This is a genomic window from Streptomyces sp. NPDC048507, assembly GCF_043199995.1.
Taxonomy (GTDB): Bacteria; Actinomycetota; Actinomycetes; order Streptomycetales; family Streptomycetaceae; genus Streptomyces.
In genome coordinates, this window is the sequence record NZ_JBICWZ010000003.1 from 217,448 (window position 1) to 239,407 (window position 21,960).

The window sequence follows — 21,960 nt, forward strand, 5'->3', positions numbered from 1 at the left end:
GGGGTCGGGCCCGGCCCGCCCGCGCTCCCGCAGCCGTCCGTCGGAGCCTCGCCACCGCCCCGGCCTGCTCCCGGTGCCACCGGCCCGGGCCCTGCCGCCACCGGACCGGACCCCGGCCGCACGGCCCACCACCCCGGCACCGGGGCCGGGCCCCACACCGCCGGCCGGCCGGTCCACCCCGTCGGAGGCCTCGTAGGGCCTCCCCGCACGCGTTCGCGGATTCGTCATGCCCCGACGCTAGGCCCGATCCCCGGCCCCCGTTCGGAACCTTCAATTCCGGTGGACAGAGGCCCCGTTGTGGATAACCCCGCCACCCGTTCCGGTGATCAGCGGGGCGAAACGACCGCTGCCAGCAGCCCCGGCCCGGTGTGCGCGCCGATCACCGCCCCGACCTCGCTCACGTGCAGCTCCGCCAGACCGGGGATCCGCTCGCGCAGCCGCTCCGCGAGCTTCTCGGCCCGCTCGGGCGCCGCCAGATGGTGCACGGCCACGTCGACGCTGCGCGCCCCGGCCCGCTCGACGGCGAGCTCCTCCAGCCGGGCGATGGCCTTCGAGGCCGTCCGCACCTTCTCCAGCATCTCGATCCGCCCGCCGTCCAGCGTCAGCAGCGGCTTGACCGCCAGTGCCGAGCCGAGGAGCGCCTGCGCGGCCCCGATCCGGCCGCCGCGCCGCAGGTAGTCGAGGGTGTCCACGTAGAAGTACGCCGACATCTCCCCGGCCCTCTTCTCGGCGGCGGCCACGGCCTCGTCGGCGGACCCCCCGGCGTCGGCCGCTTCCGCGGCGGCGAGGGCGCAGAAGCCGAGGGCCATCGCGACCATCCCGGTGTCGACGACCCGGACCGGTACGGGAGCCGTTTTCGCCGCGACCACGGCGGCGTCGTAGGTGCCGGAGAACTCGGCCGAGAGGTGCAGGCTGACGATGCCGGTCGCCCCGGCGTCCGCCGCCGCCCGGTAGGCCCGTACGAACTCCTCCGGGCCGGGGCGGGAGGTCGTGACCGACCGGCGCTTCTGGAGGGCCACGGCGAGGCTGCGGGCAGAGATCTCCGTGCCCTCCTCAAGGGCCTCGTCCCCCAGGACCACGGTCAGGGGAACGGAGGTGATTCCGTGCCGCGCCAGCGCCGGAGGGGGCAGGTAGGCCGTGGAATCGGTGACGATCGCGACATGGCGGGACATGAGCCGGAGGTTACCGCCACAGGCCTCGATCCGGCAGCCCGGACCCCCGCGGCCACCCCTCCAGGCCCTCCGCGCCCCCCACCCTCAGGTGGTGGCTTCCGGGCGCGGCGCCTTCTGCCAGGGGTGGCGGGCGGTCGGCGCCGCAGGATTCAGCGCGGCCGGCCTCGGCTCCGACTGCCCACCGCCCTCCGTACCCGTACCCGTACCCGCACCCGCACCCGCACCCGCACCCGCACCACGCTGGGCACCGGCACCGGGCGGCGTCCCGCCCGCCACACCCGCGTCCCACGCGGCCGCGGCCGCCGCCAGGTCGTCCACCGACTCGCGCGACCAGTCCCGCAGCGCGCCCGACTCCATCTCGATCTGCTCGGACAGCGCCGTCAGGTCGTCGTCCGCGAACCGGCGCGCACGGTCCCGCGCGGCCCACCGCAGCGAGTCCGCGGCCTGAGTGATCTTCGCGGTGCGTTCCCGCAGGTCGGCGAGGCCCTCCGCGATGCGCCGCCGGTCCGGCTCCGCCTCCAGCCGCTTGAGTTCGTCGTCCAGCTCGTGCCCGTGGGCGCTCAGCCGCTCGAAGAGGGCGATCGACTCCTTCAGCGAGGCGTCCGACTGAACCCCCTGGTAGAGCGCCTGCTGCGTGGCCCGCATCGACGTCCTCAGGTCCAGCCGCAACTGTGCCAGCGCTCCCGCGACCCCGACCTGGCCGAAGCTCCTGGCCTTCAAGGTGGTGTCCTCGACGGTACGGCGGGCCTGGGTGATCGTCCGGTCCACGCCCCGCTTGGCCGCGCCGACCGCCTTCACCGTGACCCACGCACCCAGCCCCAGAAAGGCGAACAGCACCAACAGGGCAAAGATGATCAAAGCGCCCGCCTCCATGAGGTTCCCTTTCCTCCGCCGTCCCCGTCCCTCCACGGTAAACGCCACGGGCAGGCCGGGGGTTCCAATCGAACCCCCAACCTGCCCGTACGGGATGTCCCTCATGCCCCGTGGCGGGGGCGGACCGACGGCCCTCAGATGACGATGTTCACCAGCTTCGGCGCGCGCACGATCACCTTGCGGATCTCGGCCCCGCCCAGCGCCGCCACGACGCCCTCGTCGGTGACCGCCAGCTGCTCCAGGTCCGCCTCGGAGATGGTCGGCGGCACCTCCAGGCGCGCCTTGACCTTCCCCTTGACCTGCACCACGCAGGTGACGGTCTCGTCCACGACGTACGCCGGGTCGGCGACCGGGAAGTCCTGGTGGACCACGGACTCGGTGTGGCCCAGGCGGCGCCACAGCTCCTCCGCGATGTGCGGCGCCAGCGGGGCGACCAGCAGCACCAGCCGCTCGGCGACCGAGCGCTCCAGCGGCCGGCCCGCCTTCGTCAGCGTGTTGTTCAGCTCGGTGATCTTGGCGATGGCGGTGTTGAACCGCAGGCCCGCCATGTCCCCGCCGACTCCGTCGATGGCCTTGTGCAGGGCGCGCAGCGTGTCCTCGCCCGGCTCCGCGTCCACGACGGTGACCGCGCCGGTCTCCTCGTCGACGACGTTGCGCCACAGCCGCTGCAGCAGCCGGTACTGGCCGACCACCGCGCGCGTGTCCCACGGACGCGAGACGTCCAGCGGGCCCATCGCCATCTCGTACAGGCGCAGGGTGTCCGCGCCGTACTCCTCGCAGATCTCGTCGGGAGTGACGGCGTTCTTCAGGGACTTGCCCATCTTGCCGTGCTCGCGCTTGACCGGCTGTCCCTGGTGGAAGTAGCCGCCGTCGCGCTCCTCGACCTCGGCCGCCGGCACGTAGACGCCGCGCGCGTCGGTGTACGCGTACGCCTGGATCATGCCCTGGTTGAACAGCTTGTGGAACGGCTCGGCCGACGAGACGTGGCCCAGGTCGAAGAGGACCTTGGACCAGAAGCGCGCGTACAGCAGGTGCAGCACCGCGTGCTCGGCGCCGCCCACGTACAGGTCGACGCCGCCGTGCGGCGCGCCCTCGCGCGGGCCCATCCAGTACTGCTCGATCTCCGGGTCCACCAGGGCCGACGCGTTGGTCGGGTCCAGGTAGCGCAGCTCGTACCAGCAGGAGCCGGCCCAGTTGGGCATGGTGTTGGTCTCGCGCCGGTAGCGCTTGACGCCCGCGCCGTCGCCCAGGTCCAGCTCGACGTTGACCCAGTCCTCGTTGCGCGACAGCGGCGTCTCCGGCTTGGAGGCGGCGTCGTCGGCCTCGAAGGTGCGCGGGGAGTAGTCCTCGACCTCCGGCAGCTCCAGTGGCAGCATCGACTCGGGCAGCGGGTGCGCGACGCCGTCCTCGTCGTAGACGATCGGGAAGGGCTCGCCCCAGTACCGCTGGCGGCTGAACAGCCAGTCGCGCAGGCGGAAGTTGACGGTGCCCTCGCCGATGCCGCGCGCCGCCAGCCAGTCCGTGATGGCGGCCTTGGCCTCGACGACGCCCAGGCCGTCCAGGGAGATGCCCTCGCCGGAGGAGTTCACCAGCTTCGCGTCGTACGCGACGAACGCGTCCTCCCACGCGGCCGCGTCGGTGCCGCGGCCGTCGGTGGGCTCGACGACGCAGCGGACCGGCAGCTCGAAGGCGCGCGCGAACTCGAAGTCGCGGGCGTCGTGCGCCGGAACGGCCATGATCGCGCCGGTGCCGTAGCCCATCAGGACGTAGTCGGCGATGAAGACGGGGACCTGCTCGCCGCTGACCGGGTTGGTCGCGTACGCGCCGGTGAAGACGCCGGTCTTGTCCTTGGCCTCGGCCTGGCGCTCGACGTCCGACTTCGAGGCGGCCTGCTTGCGGTACGCGTCGACGGCCTCGGCCGGGGTGGCGTAGCCGCCGGTCCACACGGAGTGGGTGCCCTCGGGCCAGGCGGCCGGGACGACGGAGGCGACCAGTTCGTGCTCGGGCGCCAGCACCATGTAGGTCGCGCCGAACAGCGTGTCGGGGCGGGTGGTGAAGACGGTGATCGCGCCCGCGTCGCCGACGGGGAAGTCGACGCGCGCACCCTCGCTGCGGCCGATCCAGTTGCGCTGCTGCAGCTTGATGGCCTCGGGCCAGTCCAGCGCGTCCAGGTCGTCCAGCAGGCGGTCGGCGTAGGCCGTGATCCGCATGTTCCACTGGCTCAGCTTGGCCTTGAAGACCGGGAAGTTGCCGCGCTCGGAGCGGCCGTCGGCGGTGACCTCTTCGTTGGCCAGTACGGTGCCCAGCCCGGGGCACCAGTTCACGGGCGCGTCGGAGGCGTAGGCCAGCCGGAAGCCGTTCAGTACGTCGGTCCGCTCGCCCGCGGTCAGCTCCGCCCAGGCACGGCCGCCGGGGACCTCACGGGTGCCGTCCTCGAACGCGGCGACCAGCTCGGCGATCGGGCGGGCCTTGCCCGCGTCGGCGTCGTACCAGGAGTTGTAGATCTGCAGGAAGATCCACTGCGTCCACTTGTAGTACTCGGGGTCGATCGTGGAGACCGAGCGGCGCTTGTCGTGGCCCAGGCCCAGCCGGCGCAGCTGGACCTTCATGTTCGCGATGTTCGCCTCGGTCGACACCCGCGGGTGCGTGCCGGTCTGTACGGCGTACTGCTCGGCCGGCAGGCCGAAGGCGTCGAAGCCCAGGGTGTGCAGGACGTTGTGGCCGGACATCCGCTGGTGACGGGCGAAGACGTCGGTGGCGATGTACCCGAGGGGGTGGCCGACGTGCAGCCCCGCGCCCGACGGGTACGGGAACATGTCCATGATGAACTTCTTGGGCCGGGCGACGACCGCCGGGTCACCGGCCAGGTCACCCGTCGGGTTCGGCGCCTCGTAGGTGCCCTCCGCGTCCCATACGTCCTGCCAGCGTGCCTCGATGTCGGCGGCCATGGCAGCCGTGTAACGGTGCCCCTCGGCCGCCTCGGGGGCCGGGGTGTTCGTCTCGCTCATGATTTCTGAAGCTCCATCGATCGTCTCTGCCGTCTCTGCCTGCCCAAACGAAAAAACCCCTCGCACAGGAGGGGACGCCGCGCCGATGCCGACCGTCTCGAAGGGTCGGTACTGATCAGCGCGGCTCGGTAAGCAGAAGGCGTACGGCACGCATGGCGCCAGGGTACCGCAGCGGCCCCGGCCGTCGCTCGGCCGTTCCGCACAACGAGAAGCGGGCCACCCGATCCGGGTGGCCCGCTTCTCTCACTGTGGAGCTAAGGAGAATTGAACTCCTGACCTCCTGCATGCCATGCAGGCGCTCTACCAACTGAGCTATAGCCCCTTGCCTTGCTTGCCGCTTCGGTTTCCCTTGCCGGTTCCCCTTGGCGACGTCCCAAACATTACACGGTCATGGCCCTGCTCCAAAAATCGGTTTCCGTGGAGCCCGAGCCATGCCCGATTTGACCCGCATTGACCGCACTTGCCGCGTTACGCCTTGGCGAACTGGTAGAACCGCTTCAGCGTGCAGTGCTCGTCGAGGAGCCGACCGTAGATCGGCTCGCCCTCCAGCTCCCGGTACGTCTCGATCGGGTCGCCCTTTATGATCAGCGCCCGCGCGCATTCCTCGCACCAGTACTGGTAGTCGGAATGGACCGGGTCCATGTCCCGCACGATCGGCGTGCCGTTGTCGCACCAGTCGCACCGCCGCCGGTGTGCACCCATCCGTCAGCGACTCCCTCCCGCGTCGGGCCGTCGTGTCCCCCTCCGGCCGTCCGATTCTGCCATGACGGTACGGGCCGGGTCAGCAAGCGCAAAGGGAACAAACGCAAGGATCCCGCCCCCTGTTGGGGACGGGATCCTTCACTGTGGAGCTAAGGAGAATTGAACTCCTGACCTCCTGCATGCCATGCAGGCGCTCTACCAACTGAGCTATAGCCCCGCTCTCCGCCGCGCTTCCCCCGTTTCCGGTGTTCTTCGCTGCGAACAAGAAGAACTCTAGCCTGTGACCAGCCGGAAAGTGAAATCCGGGTCCGGGCCGCCCCGGGAGGCCCCGGGCAGCCCCTCGGGAGCCCTGACGGAGCCCGCCGGGAGCCCCTGCCGGAACTCTCAGTCGTCGTCGCCGAGGACCGGCTCGGGCAGCGTTCCGGCGTTGTGCTCCATCAGCCGCCAACCGCGCGCGCCCTCGCCGAGGACGGACCAGCAGCAGTTGGAGAGCCCGCCGAGGCCCTCCCAGTAGTACGACTCCAGGCCCAGCAGACGGCCGATCGTCGTACGGATGGTGCCACCGTGGCTGACGACGACCAGCGTGCCGCCGTCGGGCAGCCGGTCGGCGTGCCGCAGGACGACCGGAGCGGCGCGGTCGGCGACCTCGGTCTCCAGCTCGCCCCCGCCCCGCCGGACGGGCTCGCCGCGCTTCCACGCCGCGTACTGCTCGCCGTACTTGTCGAGGATCTCCTCGTGGGTGAGCCCCTGCCACTCGCCGGCGTACGTCTCGCGCAGCGCCTGGTCGTGCTCCACCGGCAGGCCCGTGACCGCGGCCAGCTCGGCGGCGGTGGCGGCGGCCCGCCGCAGGTCGGAGGCGACGATGGCGTCCGGCTTCAGGGACGCGAGCAGCCGGGCGGCGCGGCGCGCCTGCGCCACACCCGTCTCGGTCAGCTCGATGTCCGTGGAGCCCTGGAAGCGCCGCTCCAGGTTCCACGAGGTCTGGCCGTGCCGCCAGAGGACGATCTTCCTGCCGGACCCGCCCGTGTTGGCCGCGCTCAGAACAGATCACCGTCCAGTTCGTCGTCGCCCTGCGCCTCGCGCAGCTTGGCGTGCTCCTCGGCCTTGCCGATGGTGAGCTTGGCGTCCTCGGGGAGCTCGATCTCGGGGCAGTCCTTCCACAGGCGCTCCAGCGCGTAGAAGACGCGCTCCTCGCTGTGCTGGACGTGCACGACGATGTCGACGTAGTCGAGCAGGATCCAGCGGGCGTCGCGGTCGCCCTCGCGGCGCACCGGCTTGGCGCCGAGCTCCTTGAGCAGCCGCTCCTCGATCTCGTCCACGATCGACTTGACCTGACGGTCGTTGGGCGCGGAGGCGAGCAGGAAGGCATCGGTGATCGACAGCACGTCGCTGACGTCGTACGCGATGATGTCGTGCGCGAGCCGGTCGGCCGCGGCCTGGGCGGCGGCGGTGATGAGCTCGATGGAGCGGTCCGTGGCGGTCACTGGCCATGCTTTCGGGTTGGCGGGCAGATCCTTACAAGGGTCTCATGTACCGCCGACACCGCCCGCGCGGAACGTTCCGCGCGGGCGAATCCGCAGGTCGGGGCCGCGCACCCGGGGGCTCAGGAGGCCTTGTAGTCCTTCCCCAGGGTCACCACGACGTCCGCGTTCACCGTGTTCTCCGCCTTCTTCACGGCCGTCTCCGCCAGGCCCAGCGTCTTGGCGACGCCGACGGCCCGCTCGCGCTGCGCGTCGTCCTGGTAGGTGACCTGCGAGGCGGCCGACGGCCGGTCGGCCTTGCCGCCGTCCACGAAGGCGTAGCCGCCGTTCAGCAGGGCCGCCTTCGCCGCGGTCTGCGCCTTGGCGTCGCCGGTGGCGTCCCGCAGGCCCACGCGGGGCGTCGCACCGGGCTGGGCCGCGGAGGCGGAGCCGCCGAGGAGCTCCTTGACGACCCTCTTGTTGGCGTCGTCCGTGAGACCGCCGTCCGGCTTCACGCCGAGCACCTCGGTGCGGTAGGCGCCCTCCTTGGCGTGCTCCCCGATGCGCGACAGCAGGGCGCCCAGGCTCTGCGCGTCCAGGCCCGGGTCCAGGATCTGGCCCATGCTCTCGACGGTCGTGGCCGCCGCCTTCGGGTCGCCGGGGATCTTGCGCAGCACGGCGTAGAGCACCTTCCCGGTGCGCTCCAGCTGCTTGCCCTCCGCTTCGCCCTGGGCCCGGTACGTGGCGTACGCGACGGCCATCGCCCCGGTCAGGCTCTGCTTGGGGCCCTGGCCCACGGCGGGGGTCTTGGCCTGGTCGTCGGCGGGTACGGCGGCGTCCGTGTCGACCTCGATGCCCCCGACCAGCTCGACGAGGCGTTCCAGGAAGGGGGTGTCCAGGCGCCAGGTGCCGCCGATGCGGGTGCCGAGGACCGTGTCGAGGGATTCGCGGGTGCCGAGGGCGCCCTGCTCGACCGCCGCGCCGAGGGGGCTGCCGGTCCCGTCCTGCTTCGTGACGCCCAGGGTGTTGGGGAGCAGGACGGTGGCGCCCTGCCGGGCGGTGACGTTGTCGACGAGGAGGGCGGTCGAGCTGCCGCCCCGCTTGGTGTTGCGCAGGTGGACGACGATCATGTCGCGCTTCTGCGCCCCGGCGGCGGCCGCGCCGTCCTTCTTCGACGCGGGTCCGTCGAGGAAGGGCAGTTTGTCCGCGTACCAGAGGTAGCCGGCGCCGCCGACGACGAACAGGGCCAGGACGACGATCAGCGCGACGATCCGGTTGCGGCCGCGGCGGCGCGCCTCCTCGCGGCGCTCGGTGCGGCTCTCGGTGAAGGCGAGCCAGTCGATGACGTCCTCGGAGTCCTCGTCCGGCTGGTCGATGAAGGCGAACTGCTCGGTGCGGTAGCCGGGGTCCCCGTCCGGCCCGGCGGCGGCCTCCCGGCGCGGCTCGGGCACCGGGGCGGGGGCGGGCGGGGCCGCCGCGGGAGCGGCGTTCTGCTGCGGGATCCACTGCTGCTGCGGCTGCGGCGCGTAGTACTGCTGCTGCTGTTGCTGTTGCTGCTGTCCGGTCGCGCCCTGGTCGTACGCCTGCTGGTACGGGGGCTCGTAGGACTGCTCGTACTGCTGCCCGTACTGCTGCGGGTACGGCTGCTCGTACTGCTGCTGCGGCGGCGGGGCGGGCCGGGCGGACTGCGCGGGCACCTGGCCGTACACCGGTCTGCCGTACTCGTCGTAGCCGAGGAGCTGCTGCTGCGCGGCGTACGGGTCGTACGGTTCCTGTGGGTCGCTCACCGCGGGGCCCCTCTCTCCGGAAGCTCAGGCTCCCCGGTACAGCTCACGCTTGTCGATGTAGCGCACCACGCCGTCCGGCACCAGATACCAGACGGGATCGCCCTTGGCGACGCGCGCACGGCAGTCCGTGGAGGAGATCGCCAGCGCGGGCACCTCGACCAGCGACACGCCGCCCTCGGGCAGTCCGTCGTCGGTGAGGACGTGGCCGGGGCGGGTCACTCCGATGAAGTGGGCGAGCGAGAACAGCTCGTCGGCGTTGCGCCAGGTCAGGATCTGGGCGAGGGCGTCGGCGCCGGTGATGAAGAAGAGGTCGGCGTCCTCGTTGAGCGCGCTCAGGTCCCTCAGGGTGTCGATCGTGTACGTCGGGCCGCCGCGGTCGATGTCGATGCGGCTCACCGAGAACTGGGGGTTCGAGGCGGTGGCGATGACCGTCATCAGGTAGCGGTCCTCGGCGGGGGACACGGCCCGCTGGGACTTCTGCCACGGCTCGCCGGTCGGCACGAACACCACCTCGTCGAGGTGGAAAAGGGCGGCCACTTCACTGGCGGCCACCAGGTGTCCGTGGTGGATCGGATCGAACGTCCCGCCCATCACGCCCAGCCGGCGCTTGACCGGGCCCGTAGGCACTTCCTGCTCTCCCATGAGCGCAGAGCCTACTGGCCCGGTGGCACGTCCACGGCGGCCGGACCGGAACCGGGCGGGCTCTAGCGGTCGCGGTTGAGGCGGGTGGTCACCCACAGCATGAGCAGAAGGATGAAGAGCGCGCCGCCACCGGTCAGGTAGGGGCTCAGGCTGTCGTGGTTGCCGCCGTGCTGCTCGCCGCCCTCGGCAGCGAGAACGACCAGGTTGTGGGCGGTGGTGGAGAGGCTCATCAGGCGAGTACCTATCGAGTCGGGGAGCGGGCGGAGACTTCGCTCACATCGTATGCGGGGGCCCGGGGCACGCTCGCGCCGACTCAGGCGTTGGAGAGGATAGACGCCCGGCAGCAGGGCCGATCAAGGGGGAGGCGCCATGACGGACACGGGATTCGAGAAGGTACCGGCACGCGACCGCAGGAGGTTCCCGGGCATCTCCTCCCGGGCGTACGAGCACCCCGCGGACCGCTCCGCGCTGGTCGCCCTGCGCAAGCTGAGCGGTTTCGACACGGTGTTCAAGGCCCTGAGCGGACTGCTCCCGGAGCGCAGCCTGCGGCTGTTGTTCCTGTCGGATTCGGTGCGGGTGGGCGAGACCCAGTTCCGCCACCTGCACGAGATGCTCCGCGACGCCTGCTACATCCTGGACCTGGAGAAGGTCCCCCAGATGTACGTGCAGCAGGACCCGAAGCCCAATGCCATGTGCATCGGGCTGGACGAGCCGATCATCGTGGTGACGACGGGGCTCGTGGAGCTGCTCGACGAGGAGGAGATGCGCGCGGTCGTGGGCCACGAGGTGGGCCACGCGCTGTCCGGGCACGCCGTGTACCGCACGGTCCTGCTGTTCCTGACGAACCTGGCGCTGAAGGTGGCGTGGATCCCGCTCGGGACGGTGGCGATCACGGCGATCGTGACCGCGCTGCGCGAGTGGTTCCGCAAGTCCGAGCTCTCGGCGGACCGGGCCGGGCTGCTGGTGGGGCAGGACGTGAACGCCTCGATGCGCGGCCTGATGAAGATCGCGGGCGGCAACCACCTGCACGAGATGAACGTGGACGCCTTCCTGGCCCAGGCCGAGGAGTACGAGGCGAGCGGCGACCTGCGCGACTCCGTACTGAAGATCCTCAACGTGCTGCCGCGGACGCACCCCTTCACCACGGTCCGGGCGGCCGAGCTGAAGAAGTGGTCCCGGAACCGGGACTACCAGCGGATCATGGACGGCCACTACCCCCGGCGGCAGGAGGACAAGGACACCTCGGTGACCGACTCCTTCCGCCAGTCCGCCTCGCACTACGCGGACTCGGTGCGCGGCAGCAAGGATCCGCTGATGAAGCTGGTCGGCGACATAGCGGGCGGCGCGGGCGATCTCGGCGGCAAGCTGCGCGACCGGTTCACCGGAGCCGCCTCCGGGGCTTCCGGGGCTTCCGGGGACGCCAGGGGCGCCAAGGACGCCGGGGAGGACGGCGGGACCGCTACGGGGCCGCAGGGCTGACGGAGCTCCCCTCCCCCGGCGGCGCCGGATCCGAGGTGCCCGGACGCGGGGCGGCCACGGGCGGGGCGGCCGGCGTCGGGGCCGTCGCGGTCGGGGGCGTCGGATCCGGCTCCGCCGCGGCCGGGGCCGGGCTCACCGGCGGCTGGGCCAGTACGCCGCACAGCCCCGCCGTGCGCCTCGGGTGGCCGCTGGCGTACGGGTCGCTCGCCGGCGGGCCGACCGTGGTGGGCCCGGTGCCGGCCGGCAGCGGCCGGAAGCCCTCCGCGGGCTCGGTGGCGCAGTCCTGCGGGCCGGCCATCACATAGGCCGAGGCCAGCTCCAGACGGCGGGCCGTGAGGTCCTCCCGGTCGAAGCGCATCCGCAGCTCGCGGCGGACGGTGAACAGCGAGGCCCCGTCCGCGGGGGACGGCGGGCCGGTCGCCGGGCGCACGGCGTACACGAAAGTGTGGTCGCTGGTGACCTCCAGCACCTCCGGGCTGCGCTCCTCGAAGGCGAGGGTGCCGCTGACCCGGACGCGGGAGTCGGCGATGACGACGACGGCGGGGTCGAAGCGGACCAGCCAGCCGGTCGCGGCGTGCCGGCCGTCGCCCGAAGGCGAGGCCATGCTCTCGTCGAACTGCGCCAGCTGCCCGGGATCGAGCAGGACCCGCACCGGCCGGGAGGCGTTGCCCGCGAGCACGTCCGGATCGAGCGAGGACTGCACCAGGTAGTCCTTCGCGATCGACAGCGCGGCGACGACCTGGCTCTCGGTGAAGTGGTGCGTGCGCCGCACGGCGGGCAGGGTGATCCCGGCGGCCCCCACCCGGTACTCGGCCGCCGGGCTGCTCTCGTAGAGGTCGACGGGCCGCCCCCCGGGCACCACGGAGGCCGGGGCCAGCGGCACGACGGTGCTGCCGAGCGGCTCGGCGTTGCCGCCCGCCGGGGGCACGTAGGGGTTGCGCAGCCCCAGGTAGACGGCGACCGCGAAGGCGGTGGCGATCAGCAGGACCAGCAGCATGCCCTGCCGGGCCCCGCGGCCCGGGGATCCGTGGCCGTGGCCGCGCCCGTGGCCGGCGGAGCCGCCGGACCAGATGGACCGGCTGCGGACGGCCCGGGCGTGCTCCCCCATGCGTTCCCGGGCGGAGAACTCCTGGAGCCGGGCAGCGCGTACGAAGTCCTCGTCGAACACCACCGAGCGGTACTCGTCGGGGCGCAGTTCGTCGTCACCCCCGCCGATGCCCTCGGGGGTGCCGCCTGGTGGGTCTCCTGGAACGGCCATCGCTTCTCCCCGCTGTCCCCGCTTCAGAGAAGCCCCCGCTCCGGCACAGGCGAGTGGGGTCGTACCTTCAGGGTTGGCGGCCGACGGGGTACGTAAACGCGCCGACCCCGGTGACTTCCCCGAGCGGCGTACTGGCGGGCGCGGGCGCGGGGTCCGCTTCCCCTGCGGCGCTGCGGTAGACGGCGCTGAAGGCCAGCGCGACCATGCCGAGCCCCATCACGACGGCGAGCACCCAGGCGACGGGGCGCAGCCAGGGCGAGCGGCCGCGGTAGGGGCGCAGGCGGCCGCCGTAGGCCCCGTACGGGCCCTCGGCGTAGCCGTAGCCGTACTGGCCCGGTTCCCATCCGGGGTCGTCGATGCCGTACCCGTCGGGATAGCCGTAGTCGTCGTCCCCGGCCCAGCCCCCGGCGACGCGGGCGGCCTCGGCCTCGGCCCGCGCCCGGTCCGCGGCGCGCTGGCGCTCGGCCGCGCTCGGTTCATGGATCTCGGCGTTCCGGACGAAGGCCTCGTCGAACACCACGGAGGCGAAGTCCTGGTCCGCGCCTCCGCGGTCGTCTGCATCGTCTTCGGGGGTCCCGTCGTCCGGGAACGGCTTGCCCCCCACGTCGTCCGGCACGGGACCAGCGTAGACCTGAGGGGCCGCTTTGGGCAGGGTGTGAGCCGGAATCCGGCCACACCGCGTACGGGCGGCGGTTACCGCACGTGACCGTCGCCGGTGACGATGTACTTGGTGGAGGTGAGCTCCGGAAGGCCCATCGGGCCCCGGGCGTGCAGCTTCTGGGTGGAGATGCCGATCTCGGCGCCGAAGCCGAACTGACCACCGTCGGTGAAGCGGGTGGAGGCGTTCACGGCGACCGTGGTGGAGTCGACCAGCTGGGTGAAGCGGCGGGCGGCGGCCTGCGAGGTGGTGACGATCGCCTCGGTGTGGCCGGAGGTCCAGCGGCGGATGTGGGTGACGGCCTCGTCGAGGGAGTCCACGACGGCGGCGGCGATGTCGTAGGACAGGTACTCGGCGGCCCAGTCCTCGTCGGTGGCGGGCACCGCGGTGGCCTTGGACTCCTCGGCGTACGAGAGCACCTCGGCGTCGCCGTGCACGGTCACCCCCGCGTCCGCGAGGGCGTCCAGCGCGAGCGGGAGGAAGGCCGCGGCGATGTCGCGGTGCACGAGGAGGGTCTCGGCGGCGTTGCAGACGGAGGGCCGCTGCGCCTTGGAGTTGACGAGGATGTTCACCGCCATGGCGAGGTCGGCCTGGGCGTCGACGTAGACGTGGCAGTTGCCGGTACCGGTCTCGATGACCGGGACGGTGGACTCCTCGACGACGGTCTTGATGAGGGAGGCACCGCCGCGCGGGATGAGCACGTCGACGAGGCCGCGGGCGCGCATCAGCTCGCGGACCGAGTCGCGGGACTCGCCGGGGACGAGCTGGATCGCGTCGGCGGGCAGGCCGGCGGACGCGATGGCGTCGCGGAGGATCGCGACGAGGGCGGTGTTGGAGGCGTAGGCGGAGGAACTGCCGCGCAGCAGGACGGCGTTGCCGGACTTCAGGCAGAGGGCGGCGGCGTCGACGGTGACGTTGGGGCGGGCCTCGTAGATGATGCCGACCACGCCGAGCGGCACCCGGACCTGGCGGATGTCGATGCCGTTGGGGAGGGTGTTGCCGCGGACGACCTCGCCGACGGGGTCCGGGAGGGCGGCGACGTCGCGGACGTCGGAGGCGATGGCGGCGATCCGCTCGGGGGTGAGGGTGAGGCGGTCGACGACGGTCTCGCTGGTGCCGGCCGCGGCGGCCTTGGCGGTGTCGACGGCGTTGGCCGCGACGATCTCGGCCGTACGGGCCTCCAGCGCGTCCGCGATGGCCAGCAGGGCCGTGTCCTTGGCGGACCGCGGGAGCGGGGCGATGGCCGCGGCGGCGGCCTTGGCGGCGCGCGCGGTGGCGAGGACGGGCGAGGTGGCGGCAGTGCCGGCGGGGGCGTCGAGCGAGGTCATGCCGCCAGGGTAAGCCCCGCCACCTCCCGCCCCCGAGGCCCTTCCACCCCCCGAGACGCGCGGCCGAGACGGCCTAGTACGGGTGCACGCCCACCGGGTGGGCCGGGGGCGGGCCGTAGCCCTCCGCCACGCGCTGGTGGTAGGTGGCGCGGTCGATGACCTCCAGGCCGACGATCTCCCAGGGCGGCAGCTGGGCCGAGGACCGGTGCTCCCCCCACAGCCGCAGCGCGACGGCGGCCGCGTCGTGGAGGTCGCGGGCCTCCTCCCAGTACCGGATCTCCGCGTGGTCGTCGGCGTACCGGCTGGTCAGCAGGAAGGGGTGGTCGTGCGCGAGCTGCTCCAGCCCGCGCCGGACCTCGGACAGCGGCGCCGGCTTGCCGGACACGCTCAGGGTGATGTGCCAGAGCCGGGAGGCGTCCCCGTCGTCCGGGCCGCCGCCCCCGCGCGGATCCTCGTCCCCGTGCCGGTCCCCCGTGCCGACGCTGGTCAGCGCTCGTCTCACCAGCCGCCTCCTGTCTGCGCTACGCGTGTCCGCCCCCCACAGTTGACCAGTCCCCGGCCCCCCGCGCGGCGGTTTTGCCGAACCTCAGCCCTGGAGCAACACCAGATCGTCGCGGTGGACGACCTCCCTCTCGTACGCGGGTCCGAGCTCGCGCGCCAGCTCGCGCGTGGAGCGGCCGAGCAGCTGCGGAAGTTCCTTCGCGTCGAAGTTGACGAGCCCGCGGGCGACGGCCCGGCCGTCGGCCGAACGCAGTTCGACGGGGTCGCCCGCGACGAACTCGCCCCCGACCCCGGCGATCCCGGCGGCCAGCAGCGAACTGCCGCGTTCGGTGACGGCGCGCACGGCGCCGTCGTCCAGGACGAGGTGCCCCTGCGGGGTCGACGCGTGCTGGAGCCACAGCAGCCGGTCGGCGGAGCGGCGTCCGGTGGCGTGGAAGTGGGTGCCGGTCGGACGGCCGGCCAGGGCGTCGGCGGCCTGGCTGGCGGAGGTGAGGACGACGGGGATCCCGGCGGCCGCCGCGATCCGGGCGGCTTCGACCTTGGTGACCATGCCGCCGGTGCCGACCCCGGCCTTGCCCGCGCTGCCGATGGAGACGTGCGCGATGTCCCCGGGGCCGCGCACCTCGTCGATGCGGCTGGTGCCGGGCAGCGACGGGTCCCCGTCGTAGAGGCCGTCCACGTCGGAGAGCAGGACGAGGAGGTCGGCGCGGACCAGGTGGGCGACGAGGGCGGCCAGCCGGTCGTTGTCGCCGAAGCGGATCTCGTCGGTGGCGACGGTGTCGTTCTCGTTGACGACGGGCAGCGCGCCCATGGTCAGCAGCTGGTCCAGGGTGCGGTACGCGTTGCGGTAGTGCGCGCGCCGGCTGGTGTCGTCGGTGGTGAGCAGGACCTGGCCGACGCGGATGCCGTAGCGGGCGAAGGAGGCGGTGTAGCGGGCGACGAGGAGGCCCTGCCCGACGCTGGCGGCGGCCTGCTGGCGGGCCAGGTCCTTGGGGCGGCGGGCGAGGCCGAGCGGGGACAGTCCGGCGGCGATGGCGCCGGAGGAGACCAGCACGATCTCCTTCTCGCCGCCGCTGCGGGCCTTGGCCAGGACGTCGACCAGCGCGTCCACCCGGTCGGCGTCGAGGCCGCCCGCCGCGGTGGTCAGGGAGGAGGAGCCGACCTTGACCACGATCCTGCGGGCGTCCACGACACCTTGCCTAGCCGTTGACACGTCTTTCCCCTCACCAACCGACCGATCCGTCCGACCGGCCCAATCTACGGGGTCGCCCGTCGCGGCCGCCCGCCGGTTTCAGACCGTGGACGAGGACCGCCGCGCGGCGCCGTCGGGGGCGGGACCCCCGCCGGTGCCGGGGATGAGGATCTTGCGCGAGAGCAGGAAGGTGAAGGGGATGGCCACGACGGCCGCGGCGAGCGGCGCGATGCGGGTGTCCATCCCGGCCCAGGCGACGAGCGCGTAGAGACCGGCGGACTGGATCACGTAGTTCGTGATGTTGGTCAGCGGGAAGAGCAGGAACTTCTTCCAGGTGGGCCGGGTGCGGTAGGTGAAGTAGGTGTTCATGAAGAACGACCCGACCATCGACAGCACGAAGGCCAGGGTGTACGCGGCGAAGTACGGCATCCAGGGATGGAGCAGCAGGTAGATCGCGAAGAAGGTGGCGGTGTTGGCGCCGCCCACCAGGGCGAAGCGGAAGATCTGCCCGAACTGTTCGCGGCGCCCGCCGCCGGGGGCGGTGCCGCCGTCGCCGGGGGTGAGGTCGGTCATCGGTGGCTGCGCTCCGCGATCACGGCTTCGGAGGCCTCGGGCATCCGCTCGGCGGTGATTCCGTGCGCCTCCTTGACCAGGAAGTGCGGGCGGCGCTTGGTCTCGTAGTAGATGCGGCCGATGTACTCGCCGATCAGGCCCAGCATGATCATCTGCACGCCGCCGATGCCGGCGATCATCGCGACGAGCGTGACGTAGCCCGGCGAGTCGATGCCGTTGGTGATCGCCATGGCGGTGATCCACAGCGCGTACAGAACGGTCAGGCCGACCAGCGAGACGCCGAGCCAGATCCCGATCCGCAGGGGCCGGTTGTTGAAGGAGATCAGCCCGTCCATGCCGTAGTTCAGCAGGGAACCGAACTTCCACTTCGTCTCGCCGGCCTCGCGCTGGGCGTTCTGGTAGTCGAAGTGGACGGTGTCGAAGCCGATCCAGGAGAAGAGGCCCTTGGAGAAGCGGTTGTACTCGGGCAGGGCGAGCAGGGCGTCGACGGCCGGCCGGGAGAGCAACCGGAAGTCGCCGACCCCGTCGGTGAGCTCGACGTCGACCCAGCGGTTGACCCCGCGGTAGTAGAGGCGGCTGAGGGCCGAGCGGAGCTTCTTGTCGCCCTCGCGGGTCCGGCGCGCGATGACCTGGTCGTGGCCCTGCCGGTAGTGCTCCAGCATGGTGGCGATCAGCTCCGGCGGGTGCTGGAGGTCCGCGTCCATGATCACCACGGCGTCGCCGGTGGCTTCCTTGAGCCCGGCGAGCATGCCCGCCTCCTTGCCGAAGTTGCGGCTGAAGGAGACGTACCGCGTCTGGTCCCCGTACGCGGCGGCGATCGTGCGGAGCTTGCCGAGGGTTCCGTCACGACTGCCGTCGTCGACGTAACACACCTCGTACTCCACCGGCAGGGTGTCCAGGACCCTGCGGATCTCCGCGTCGAAACTATCGATGACGGCTTCTTCGTTGTAACAGGGGACAACTACGGACAGCTTGGTCATGACCACTTCCTGCTGGGTCCGAACGGGTGATTGTCGACGACCGGACCCGCGACTCAACTCTTCCTTAGAAGTATGCACGCCGGGGGTCGGCCTGCCGGAGTCGCGCGCTGTACACGGTAGCTTTGACTGGATAAGCGGAATGGAACGAAGGGATCGAGGTGCACGTGCCTGACGTCTCCGTGGTCGTCATCGTCTACAACGACGCAGAGCGTCTGCCGACAGCCGTCCAGTCGGTTTTGGACCAGACCCTGCGCGGGGTCGAAGTCGTGATCGTGGACGACTGCAGCAAGGACCGGTCCTTCGAGATCGCCCAAGAGCTCGAAGCGGCACATCCGGGCCGGGTGCGCGCCTTCCGGCTGCCCGAGAACAGCGGGGGGTGCGGCGCGCCGCGCAACCACGGCATCCAGCAGGCCACCGGCACGTACGTGATGTTCCTGGACAGCGACGACGTGCTGGAACGCAACGCCTGCCGGAACATGCTGGCCGCCGCCGAGCGCACCGGGTCCGACCTGGTCTCGGGGATGTGCGTGCGCGTCCACCTCGACAAGCGCTGGAACAAGACCACCGAGTGGTACCCGTGGATCTACGCGCGCACCCGCACGCTGGAGTCGATCACCGAGTACCCGGACCTGCTGGTCTACGACACCCTGTCCACGAACAAGTGCTACCGGCGCGCGTTCCTCCTCGAACAGGGCCTGAGCTTCCCCGTCGGCATCCACTACGAGGACCTGCTCTTCTCGGCGCAGGCGTACGTCGCCGCGCGGCGCATCACCCTCATCCCGAACCACGTCTACTACTGGAACGTGGTCGAGAAGGCCGCCGCCCTGTCGATCAGCAACCGGCGCCACGAGATCGAGAACTTCGTCCACCGGATGGAGATCCACCGCCGCGTCGACGAGCTGCTGGCCGACAAGGGACACACGGCCATCAAGTCCGCCAAGGACGCCAAGTTCCTCAAGCACGACCTGGTGCTGCACCTGCGCGACCTGCCGCTGCTGGGCGACGCGTACCGCCAGGAGTTCGCCCGGCTCGCCAACGGCTACCTGGCCGGCATCGACCCGGCCGCCTACGAGAACGTCACCCACCTCCAGGCCATCTGCGCCTACCTGCTGGGCAAGGAGGACTGGGAGAACCTCCTCCCGGCCGCCGACGCGATGACCAACAAGGGCCGGCTGTGCTCCCCGCTCGCCGAGCGCGACGGCCGCGTCTACTGGTGCGACCGGCACCTCGACGACGCCGAGGGCCGCCGCATACTGGACGTCACCGACCAGGGCTACCACACGGCGCCGCTGTCCTCCCTGGCCCTGGGCAACCGCCTGACCTCCTACCGGGACGACGGACGCGGCACCGTCACCCTCGCGGGCCGGATCGTGAACCCGCTCGGCCGGATCAAGGCCGACAGCCCGCTGAAGGCCACCCTGGAGTTCCGGGCCCGTCGTCAGATCGGGGTCCGTTCCTTCGCCTTCCCGGTGGCCGAGCTGCGCCACGCCGGTGACACGATCGAGTGGAGCACCACCGCCGACGTGGCCTCCACCGTCCGCCCGCTCGGCATCATCGACGCCGTCTGGGACGTCCGGCTGAAGCTCACCGCCGGCGGCGACCGGATGACCACCCGCGTCTCGGTCGGCGGCGTCGACATGGAGTCGGCGGCCCGGCTGCGGGTGCGCCCGCGCCTGACCCGCCTGGTCTCCGACCGCTTCGAGCCGGAGATGACCAAGAAGGGCAACCTCTCCTACGTCCTGACCGCCGAGGGCCGGGCCGCCGTCCGCACCCAGTCGCTGCTCAACAACGCGATGCACGGCAAGGCCGCCGGAGTCGTCAAGCGGAGCCTGCGCCGGGCCCTGCGGGCCCGCCGCAACCTCGGCTCGGGCGAGCAGAAGGTGAAGGTCTACCACGAGGTCTTCTCGAAGCTGCCCGTCAAGAAGGGCACGGTCGTCTTCGAGAGCCACATGGGCAAGCAGTACAGCGACAGCCCGAAGGCGATCTACGAGGAGCTCGTCCGCAGCGGCGCGCCCTTCGAGGCGATCTGGTCCTACGCGGGCGGCAAGCCCGCCGGCTTCCCCAAGGAGGCCACCCTGGTCCGCCGCTGGAGCTGGCCCTACCTGCGGGCGCTGGCCCAGGCCGAGTACTGGGTCGACAACCAGGGCTTCCCGCTGGCGCTGGCCAAGCGCCCCGGTACCACCTACATCCAGACCTGGCACGGCTCGGCGCTCAAGCGGATGGGCTTCCACGAGCCCCGCACCAAGGCGCAGGGCAAGGCCGGCCAGGACCGGTTCCAGGCGGCCGTCAACCGCTTCGACCACTTCCTGATCCGCTCCGAGCACGACGTCCGCACCCTCGCCAGGGGCTTCCGGCTGCGCGACGAGGTACTGCTGCGCACCGGCTACCCGCGCAACGACGCCCTCGTCGAGGCGCACCGGGCCGAGGCGCAGAGCGGGGAACGGGTGCGCGGCCCGCTCGCCGCCGAGCTGGGCATCGACCCGGCGAAGAAGGTGCTGCTGTACGCGCCGACCTTCCGGGCGAACGCGGACGGCACGGTGGAGGGCTTCGAGTTCCCCTTCGACGTGCAGGAGTTCGCGGACCGGCTCGGCGACCGCTTCACGCTGCTGGTGCGCACGCACTACCTCAACAGCGTCTCGCTGCCGCCGTCCGTCGCCGGCCGGGTCCTCGACGTGTCCCGGCACCACGACATCACCCCGCTGCTGGCCCTGGCCGACGGTCTGATCACGGACTACTCCTCCGTGATGTTCGACTACGCGGTGCTGGACCGGCCGATGCTGTTCTTCGCGTACGACTACGAGAAGTACGCGACGGACATCCGCGGCACGTACTTCGACCTGAAGGAGAAGGCGCCGGGTCCGGTCGTGGCCACGGCCGACGAGCTGATGCAGGCCGTCGCCGCCTTCGACGAGGCCGACGCCAAGTACGCCGAGGCCCGCCAGCGCTTCCTCGGAGAGTTCGGCGAGTACGACCGCGGGGACGCCGCCCGCCAGATCGTCGAGAAGTTCTTCACCAGGAGCGGCAAGTGAGCCAGCAGAGCGCCACCGGAGGCGGCCGCGACGTCTTCATCGTCTCCAACAGCGTGGACGAGCTCGGCGGCGTGACCACCTGGTCCCACCAGATGGCCCGCCTGCTGAGCGATCGCGGCCACCGGGTGCACATCGTCGGCATCGCGCCCGTCGCCGAGGAGATCCGGCAGAAGCTGCCCGCCGGCCTCCCGTACGAGACGACGACGCTCTACGCGGCCCATCCGCCCAAGGCCCGCGGCCTGCACGGCCTCAGGGGCCGCCTCAACGCTCCCGAGCGGCGCCGCCAGGCGGCCCGGCGGGCGCAGATGCGGGCCAAGGCGGAGACGCTGAGCGGGATGTTCCGGGCGGCCCGGCCCGGCGCCGTGGTGATCGTCACCCAGGTCTGGGCGATGGAGTGGGTGGCCCTCTCCGACACCAAGGGGCTCTCCGTCATCGGCATGAGCCACGAGTCCTTCGAGGCCAGCCACAAGTCCAGCCGCGCCGAGCGGGTGCGCAGGCACTACGCCGACGTCGACCGGCTGCTGGTGCTCACGCCGGAGGACGCGGACCTGTGGATCCGCTCCGGCATGGAGAACGTCGACAGCATGCCGAACCCACTGCCCTTCATGCCCGCGACCCCCGCCCCGCGGACCGCGAAGGTCGTCGCGAGCGTCGGCCGCCTCGCCTTCGAGAAGGGCATGGACCTGCTGCTCGACGCGTGGGCGGACGTCGCCCCGCACCACCCCGACTGGACCTTGCGGCTCTACGGGGCGGGCCTGGAGGAAGCCACCTTGCGGGCGCACTGCGCCACGCTCGGGCTGGAGGACTCCGTGGAGTGGATGGGCAGCACCGACGACGTGCTCGGCGCGCTGCGCGGGGCCTCCGTCTTCGCCCAGGCCTCCCGCGCCGAGGGCTTCCCGATCACCCTGCTGGAGGCCATGGCCGCGGGCCTGCCGGTGGCCGCCTTCGACTGCGCCCCTGGCGTACGGGAGATCGTGCGCGACGGCGAGGACGGGCTGCTGGCCCGGCTCGGCAACACCATGGAGCTGGCCGCGCACCTGGACGCCCTGATGTCGGACGGCGCCCGGCGCGACCGGCTCGGCGACGCCGGGTTCGAGAACGTGCGGCGCTATTCCAGCGCGGAGATCACCGACCGCTGGGAGAACCTGTTCGCGTTCCTGGACCGCTGAGCCCCGCTCGCCCGTATGACGGAGCCGCGCGCCCCCGCCCCGGGGCGGGGGGGGGGGGGCGGGGCCCCCCCCCCCCCCCCGGGGGGGGCGGGGGAGCCCGGGGGGTGGGCGGCGAGGCCGCCCCCGCCGGAGTGATGATGTGGCGGTGG

General features: G+C 71.9%; 19 protein-coding genes and 2 tRNA genes. 3 read left to right on the top strand and 18 right to left on the bottom strand.

The annotated features are described in order from the left end of the window. Positions 1-326 precede the first annotated feature (326 nt). From ACGFXC_RS10045 to ACGFXC_RS10095, 11 genes are all read right to left on the bottom strand, one after another. A complete protein-coding gene (locus ACGFXC_RS10045) occupies positions 327-1,172 on the bottom strand; it encodes a DegV family protein (protein WP_393711337.1) in 846 nt (281 codons plus the stop codon). An 84-nt stretch (positions 1,173-1,256) separates the two neighbouring features. Further along, complete coding sequence (locus ACGFXC_RS10050) at positions 1,257-2,045, bottom strand: hypothetical protein (protein ID WP_393711339.1); 789 nt, start codon at positions 2,043-2,045, stop codon at positions 1,257-1,259. Positions 2,046-2,179: 134 nt separating this feature from the next. Next, positions 2,180-5,053: a leucine--tRNA ligase gene (gene leuS / locus ACGFXC_RS10055; RefSeq protein ID WP_393711341.1), complete on the bottom strand. Its 2,874-nt coding sequence runs from the start codon at positions 5,051-5,053 to the stop codon at positions 2,180-2,182. Positions 5,054-5,302: 249 nt separating this feature from the next. Then, positions 5,303-5,375 (bottom strand) — tRNA-Ala (locus tag ACGFXC_RS10060). A 146-nt stretch (positions 5,376-5,521) separates the two neighbouring features. Then, positions 5,522-5,755, bottom strand: a complete 234-nt coding sequence (locus ACGFXC_RS10065) for a hypothetical protein (protein ID WP_351816773.1) — start codon at positions 5,753-5,755, stop codon at positions 5,522-5,524. 144 nt (positions 5,756-5,899) lie between these two features. Next, positions 5,900-5,972: transfer RNA gene (locus tag ACGFXC_RS10070), tRNA-Ala, on the bottom strand. A gap of 167 nt (positions 5,973-6,139) precedes the next feature. Further along, the gene (locus ACGFXC_RS10075; RefSeq protein ID WP_393712188.1) at positions 6,140-6,796 is read right to left on the bottom strand and encodes a histidine phosphatase family protein; all 657 of its coding nucleotides are present in this window, start codon (positions 6,794-6,796) and stop codon (positions 6,140-6,142) included. After that, on the bottom strand, positions 6,793-7,239 hold the full coding sequence (gene rsfS / locus ACGFXC_RS10080; protein ID WP_136215683.1) for a ribosome silencing factor: 447 nt from the start codon (positions 7,237-7,239) through the stop codon (positions 6,793-6,795). The genes ACGFXC_RS10075 and rsfS overlap by 4 nt, the downstream gene beginning before the upstream one ends. Before the next feature lie 119 nt (positions 7,240-7,358). Then, positions 7,359-9,002 carry an LCP family protein gene (locus ACGFXC_RS10085; protein WP_393711344.1) on the bottom strand — a complete coding sequence of 548 codons (1,644 nt, stop codon included), beginning with the start codon at positions 9,000-9,002 and terminating at the stop codon, positions 7,359-7,361. Positions 9,003-9,026: 24 nt separating this feature from the next. Then, a complete protein-coding gene (gene nadD, locus ACGFXC_RS10090) occupies positions 9,027-9,644 on the bottom strand; it encodes a nicotinate-nucleotide adenylyltransferase (protein WP_393711346.1) in 618 nt (205 codons plus the stop codon). A 62-nt stretch (positions 9,645-9,706) separates the two neighbouring features. Further along, positions 9,707-9,874, bottom strand: coding sequence for a hypothetical protein (locus ACGFXC_RS10095; RefSeq protein WP_351816766.1), 168 nt, complete (start codon positions 9,872-9,874; stop codon positions 9,707-9,709). Positions 9,875-10,013: 139 nt separating this feature from the next. Between ACGFXC_RS10095 and ACGFXC_RS10100 the strand changes: the two genes are divergently transcribed. After that, positions 10,014-11,123 (top strand): M48 family metallopeptidase, encoded by a 1,110-nt coding sequence (locus ACGFXC_RS10100; protein WP_393711348.1) that lies wholly within the window; start codon positions 10,014-10,016, stop codon positions 11,121-11,123. On the opposite strand, the gene ACGFXC_RS10105 is transcribed toward ACGFXC_RS10100, so the two are convergent. The 7 genes from ACGFXC_RS10105 to ACGFXC_RS10135 all read right to left on the bottom strand — a co-directional run bounded on the left by ACGFXC_RS10105 (position 11,104) and on the right by ACGFXC_RS10135 (position 17,613). Further along, on the bottom strand, positions 11,104-12,381 hold the full coding sequence (locus tag ACGFXC_RS10105; RefSeq protein ID WP_393711350.1) for a hypothetical protein: 1,278 nt from the start codon (positions 12,379-12,381) through the stop codon (positions 11,104-11,106). The two genes, ACGFXC_RS10100 and ACGFXC_RS10105, sit on opposite strands and share 20 nt — an antisense overlap. A 67-nt stretch (positions 12,382-12,448) precedes the next feature. Beyond that, positions 12,449-12,997, bottom strand: coding sequence for a hypothetical protein (locus ACGFXC_RS10110; RefSeq protein ID WP_393711352.1), 549 nt, complete (start codon positions 12,995-12,997; stop codon positions 12,449-12,451). A gap of 77 nt (positions 12,998-13,074) precedes the next feature. Beyond that, on the bottom strand, positions 13,075-14,367 hold the full coding sequence (locus tag ACGFXC_RS10115) for a glutamate-5-semialdehyde dehydrogenase (protein ID WP_393711354.1): 1,293 nt from the start codon (positions 14,365-14,367) through the stop codon (positions 13,075-13,077). 73 nt (positions 14,368-14,440) lie between these two features. Then, positions 14,441-14,869: a hypothetical protein gene (locus ACGFXC_RS10120; protein WP_393711356.1), complete on the bottom strand. Its 429-nt coding sequence runs from the start codon at positions 14,867-14,869 to the stop codon at positions 14,441-14,443. A gap of 84 nt (positions 14,870-14,953) precedes the next feature. Further along, positions 14,954-16,081 carry a glutamate 5-kinase gene (proB, locus tag ACGFXC_RS10125; protein ID WP_393711358.1) on the bottom strand — a complete coding sequence of 376 codons (1,128 nt, stop codon included), beginning with the start codon at positions 16,079-16,081 and terminating at the stop codon, positions 14,954-14,956. Positions 16,082-16,159: 78 nt separating this feature from the next. After that, positions 16,160-16,633 (bottom strand): GtrA family protein, encoded by a 474-nt coding sequence (locus tag ACGFXC_RS10130; RefSeq protein WP_393711360.1) that lies wholly within the window; start codon positions 16,631-16,633, stop codon positions 16,160-16,162. Beyond that, entirely contained in the window at positions 16,630-17,613 is a 984-nt protein-coding gene (locus ACGFXC_RS10135; protein ID WP_393711362.1) for a glycosyltransferase family 2 protein, read from the bottom strand. Before ACGFXC_RS10135 ends, ACGFXC_RS10130 begins: the two co-directional genes overlap by 4 nt. A 158-nt stretch (positions 17,614-17,771) precedes the next feature. Here ACGFXC_RS10135 and ACGFXC_RS10140 point away from each other — a divergent pair, with 158 nt between their 5' ends. After that, complete coding sequence (locus tag ACGFXC_RS10140; protein WP_393711364.1) at positions 17,772-20,642, top strand: CDP-glycerol glycerophosphotransferase family protein; 2,871 nt, start codon at positions 17,772-17,774, stop codon at positions 20,640-20,642. Continuing rightward, positions 20,639-21,811 (top strand): glycosyltransferase, encoded by a 1,173-nt coding sequence (locus ACGFXC_RS10145; protein ID WP_393711366.1) that lies wholly within the window; start codon positions 20,639-20,641, stop codon positions 21,809-21,811. The genes ACGFXC_RS10140 and ACGFXC_RS10145 overlap by 4 nt, the downstream gene beginning before the upstream one ends. Positions 21,812-21,960: the final 149 nt, after the last annotated feature.

Excerpts from the sequence above, each read along its gene's own strand:
- ACGFXC_RS10130 (WP_393711360.1), bottom strand. The coding sequence starts at position 16,633 with ATGACCGACCTCACCCCCGGCGACGGCGGCACCGCCCCCGGCGGCGGG.
- leuS (WP_393711341.1), bottom strand. The coding sequence starts at position 5,053 with ATGAGCGAGACGAACACCCCGGCCCCCGAGGCGGCCGAGGGGCACCGT.
- ACGFXC_RS10105 (WP_393711350.1), bottom strand. The coding sequence starts at position 12,381 with ATGGCCGTTCCAGGAGACCCACCAGGCGGCACCCCCGAGGGCATCGGC.
- ACGFXC_RS10135 (WP_393711362.1), bottom strand. The coding sequence starts at position 17,613 with ATGACCAAGCTGTCCGTAGTTGTCCCCTGTTACAACGAAGAAGCCGTC.
- ACGFXC_RS10045 (WP_393711337.1), bottom strand. The coding sequence starts at position 1,172 with ATGTCCCGCCATGTCGCGATCGTCACCGATTCCACGGCCTACCTGCCC.
- nadD (WP_393711346.1), bottom strand. The coding sequence starts at position 9,644 with ATGGGAGAGCAGGAAGTGCCTACGGGCCCGGTCAAGCGCCGGCTGGGC.
- ACGFXC_RS10095 (WP_351816766.1), bottom strand. The coding sequence starts at position 9,874 with ATGAGCCTCTCCACCACCGCCCACAACCTGGTCGTTCTCGCTGCCGAG.
- ACGFXC_RS10050 (WP_393711339.1), bottom strand. The coding sequence starts at position 2,045 with ATGGAGGCGGGCGCTTTGATCATCTTTGCCCTGTTGGTGCTGTTCGCC.
- ACGFXC_RS10065 (WP_351816773.1), bottom strand. The coding sequence starts at position 5,755 with ATGGGTGCACACCGGCGGCGGTGCGACTGGTGCGACAACGGCACGCCG.
- ACGFXC_RS10115 (WP_393711354.1), bottom strand. The coding sequence starts at position 14,367 with ATGACCTCGCTCGACGCCCCCGCCGGCACTGCCGCCACCTCGCCCGTC.
- ACGFXC_RS10100 (WP_393711348.1), top strand. The coding sequence starts at position 10,014 with ATGACGGACACGGGATTCGAGAAGGTACCGGCACGCGACCGCAGGAGG.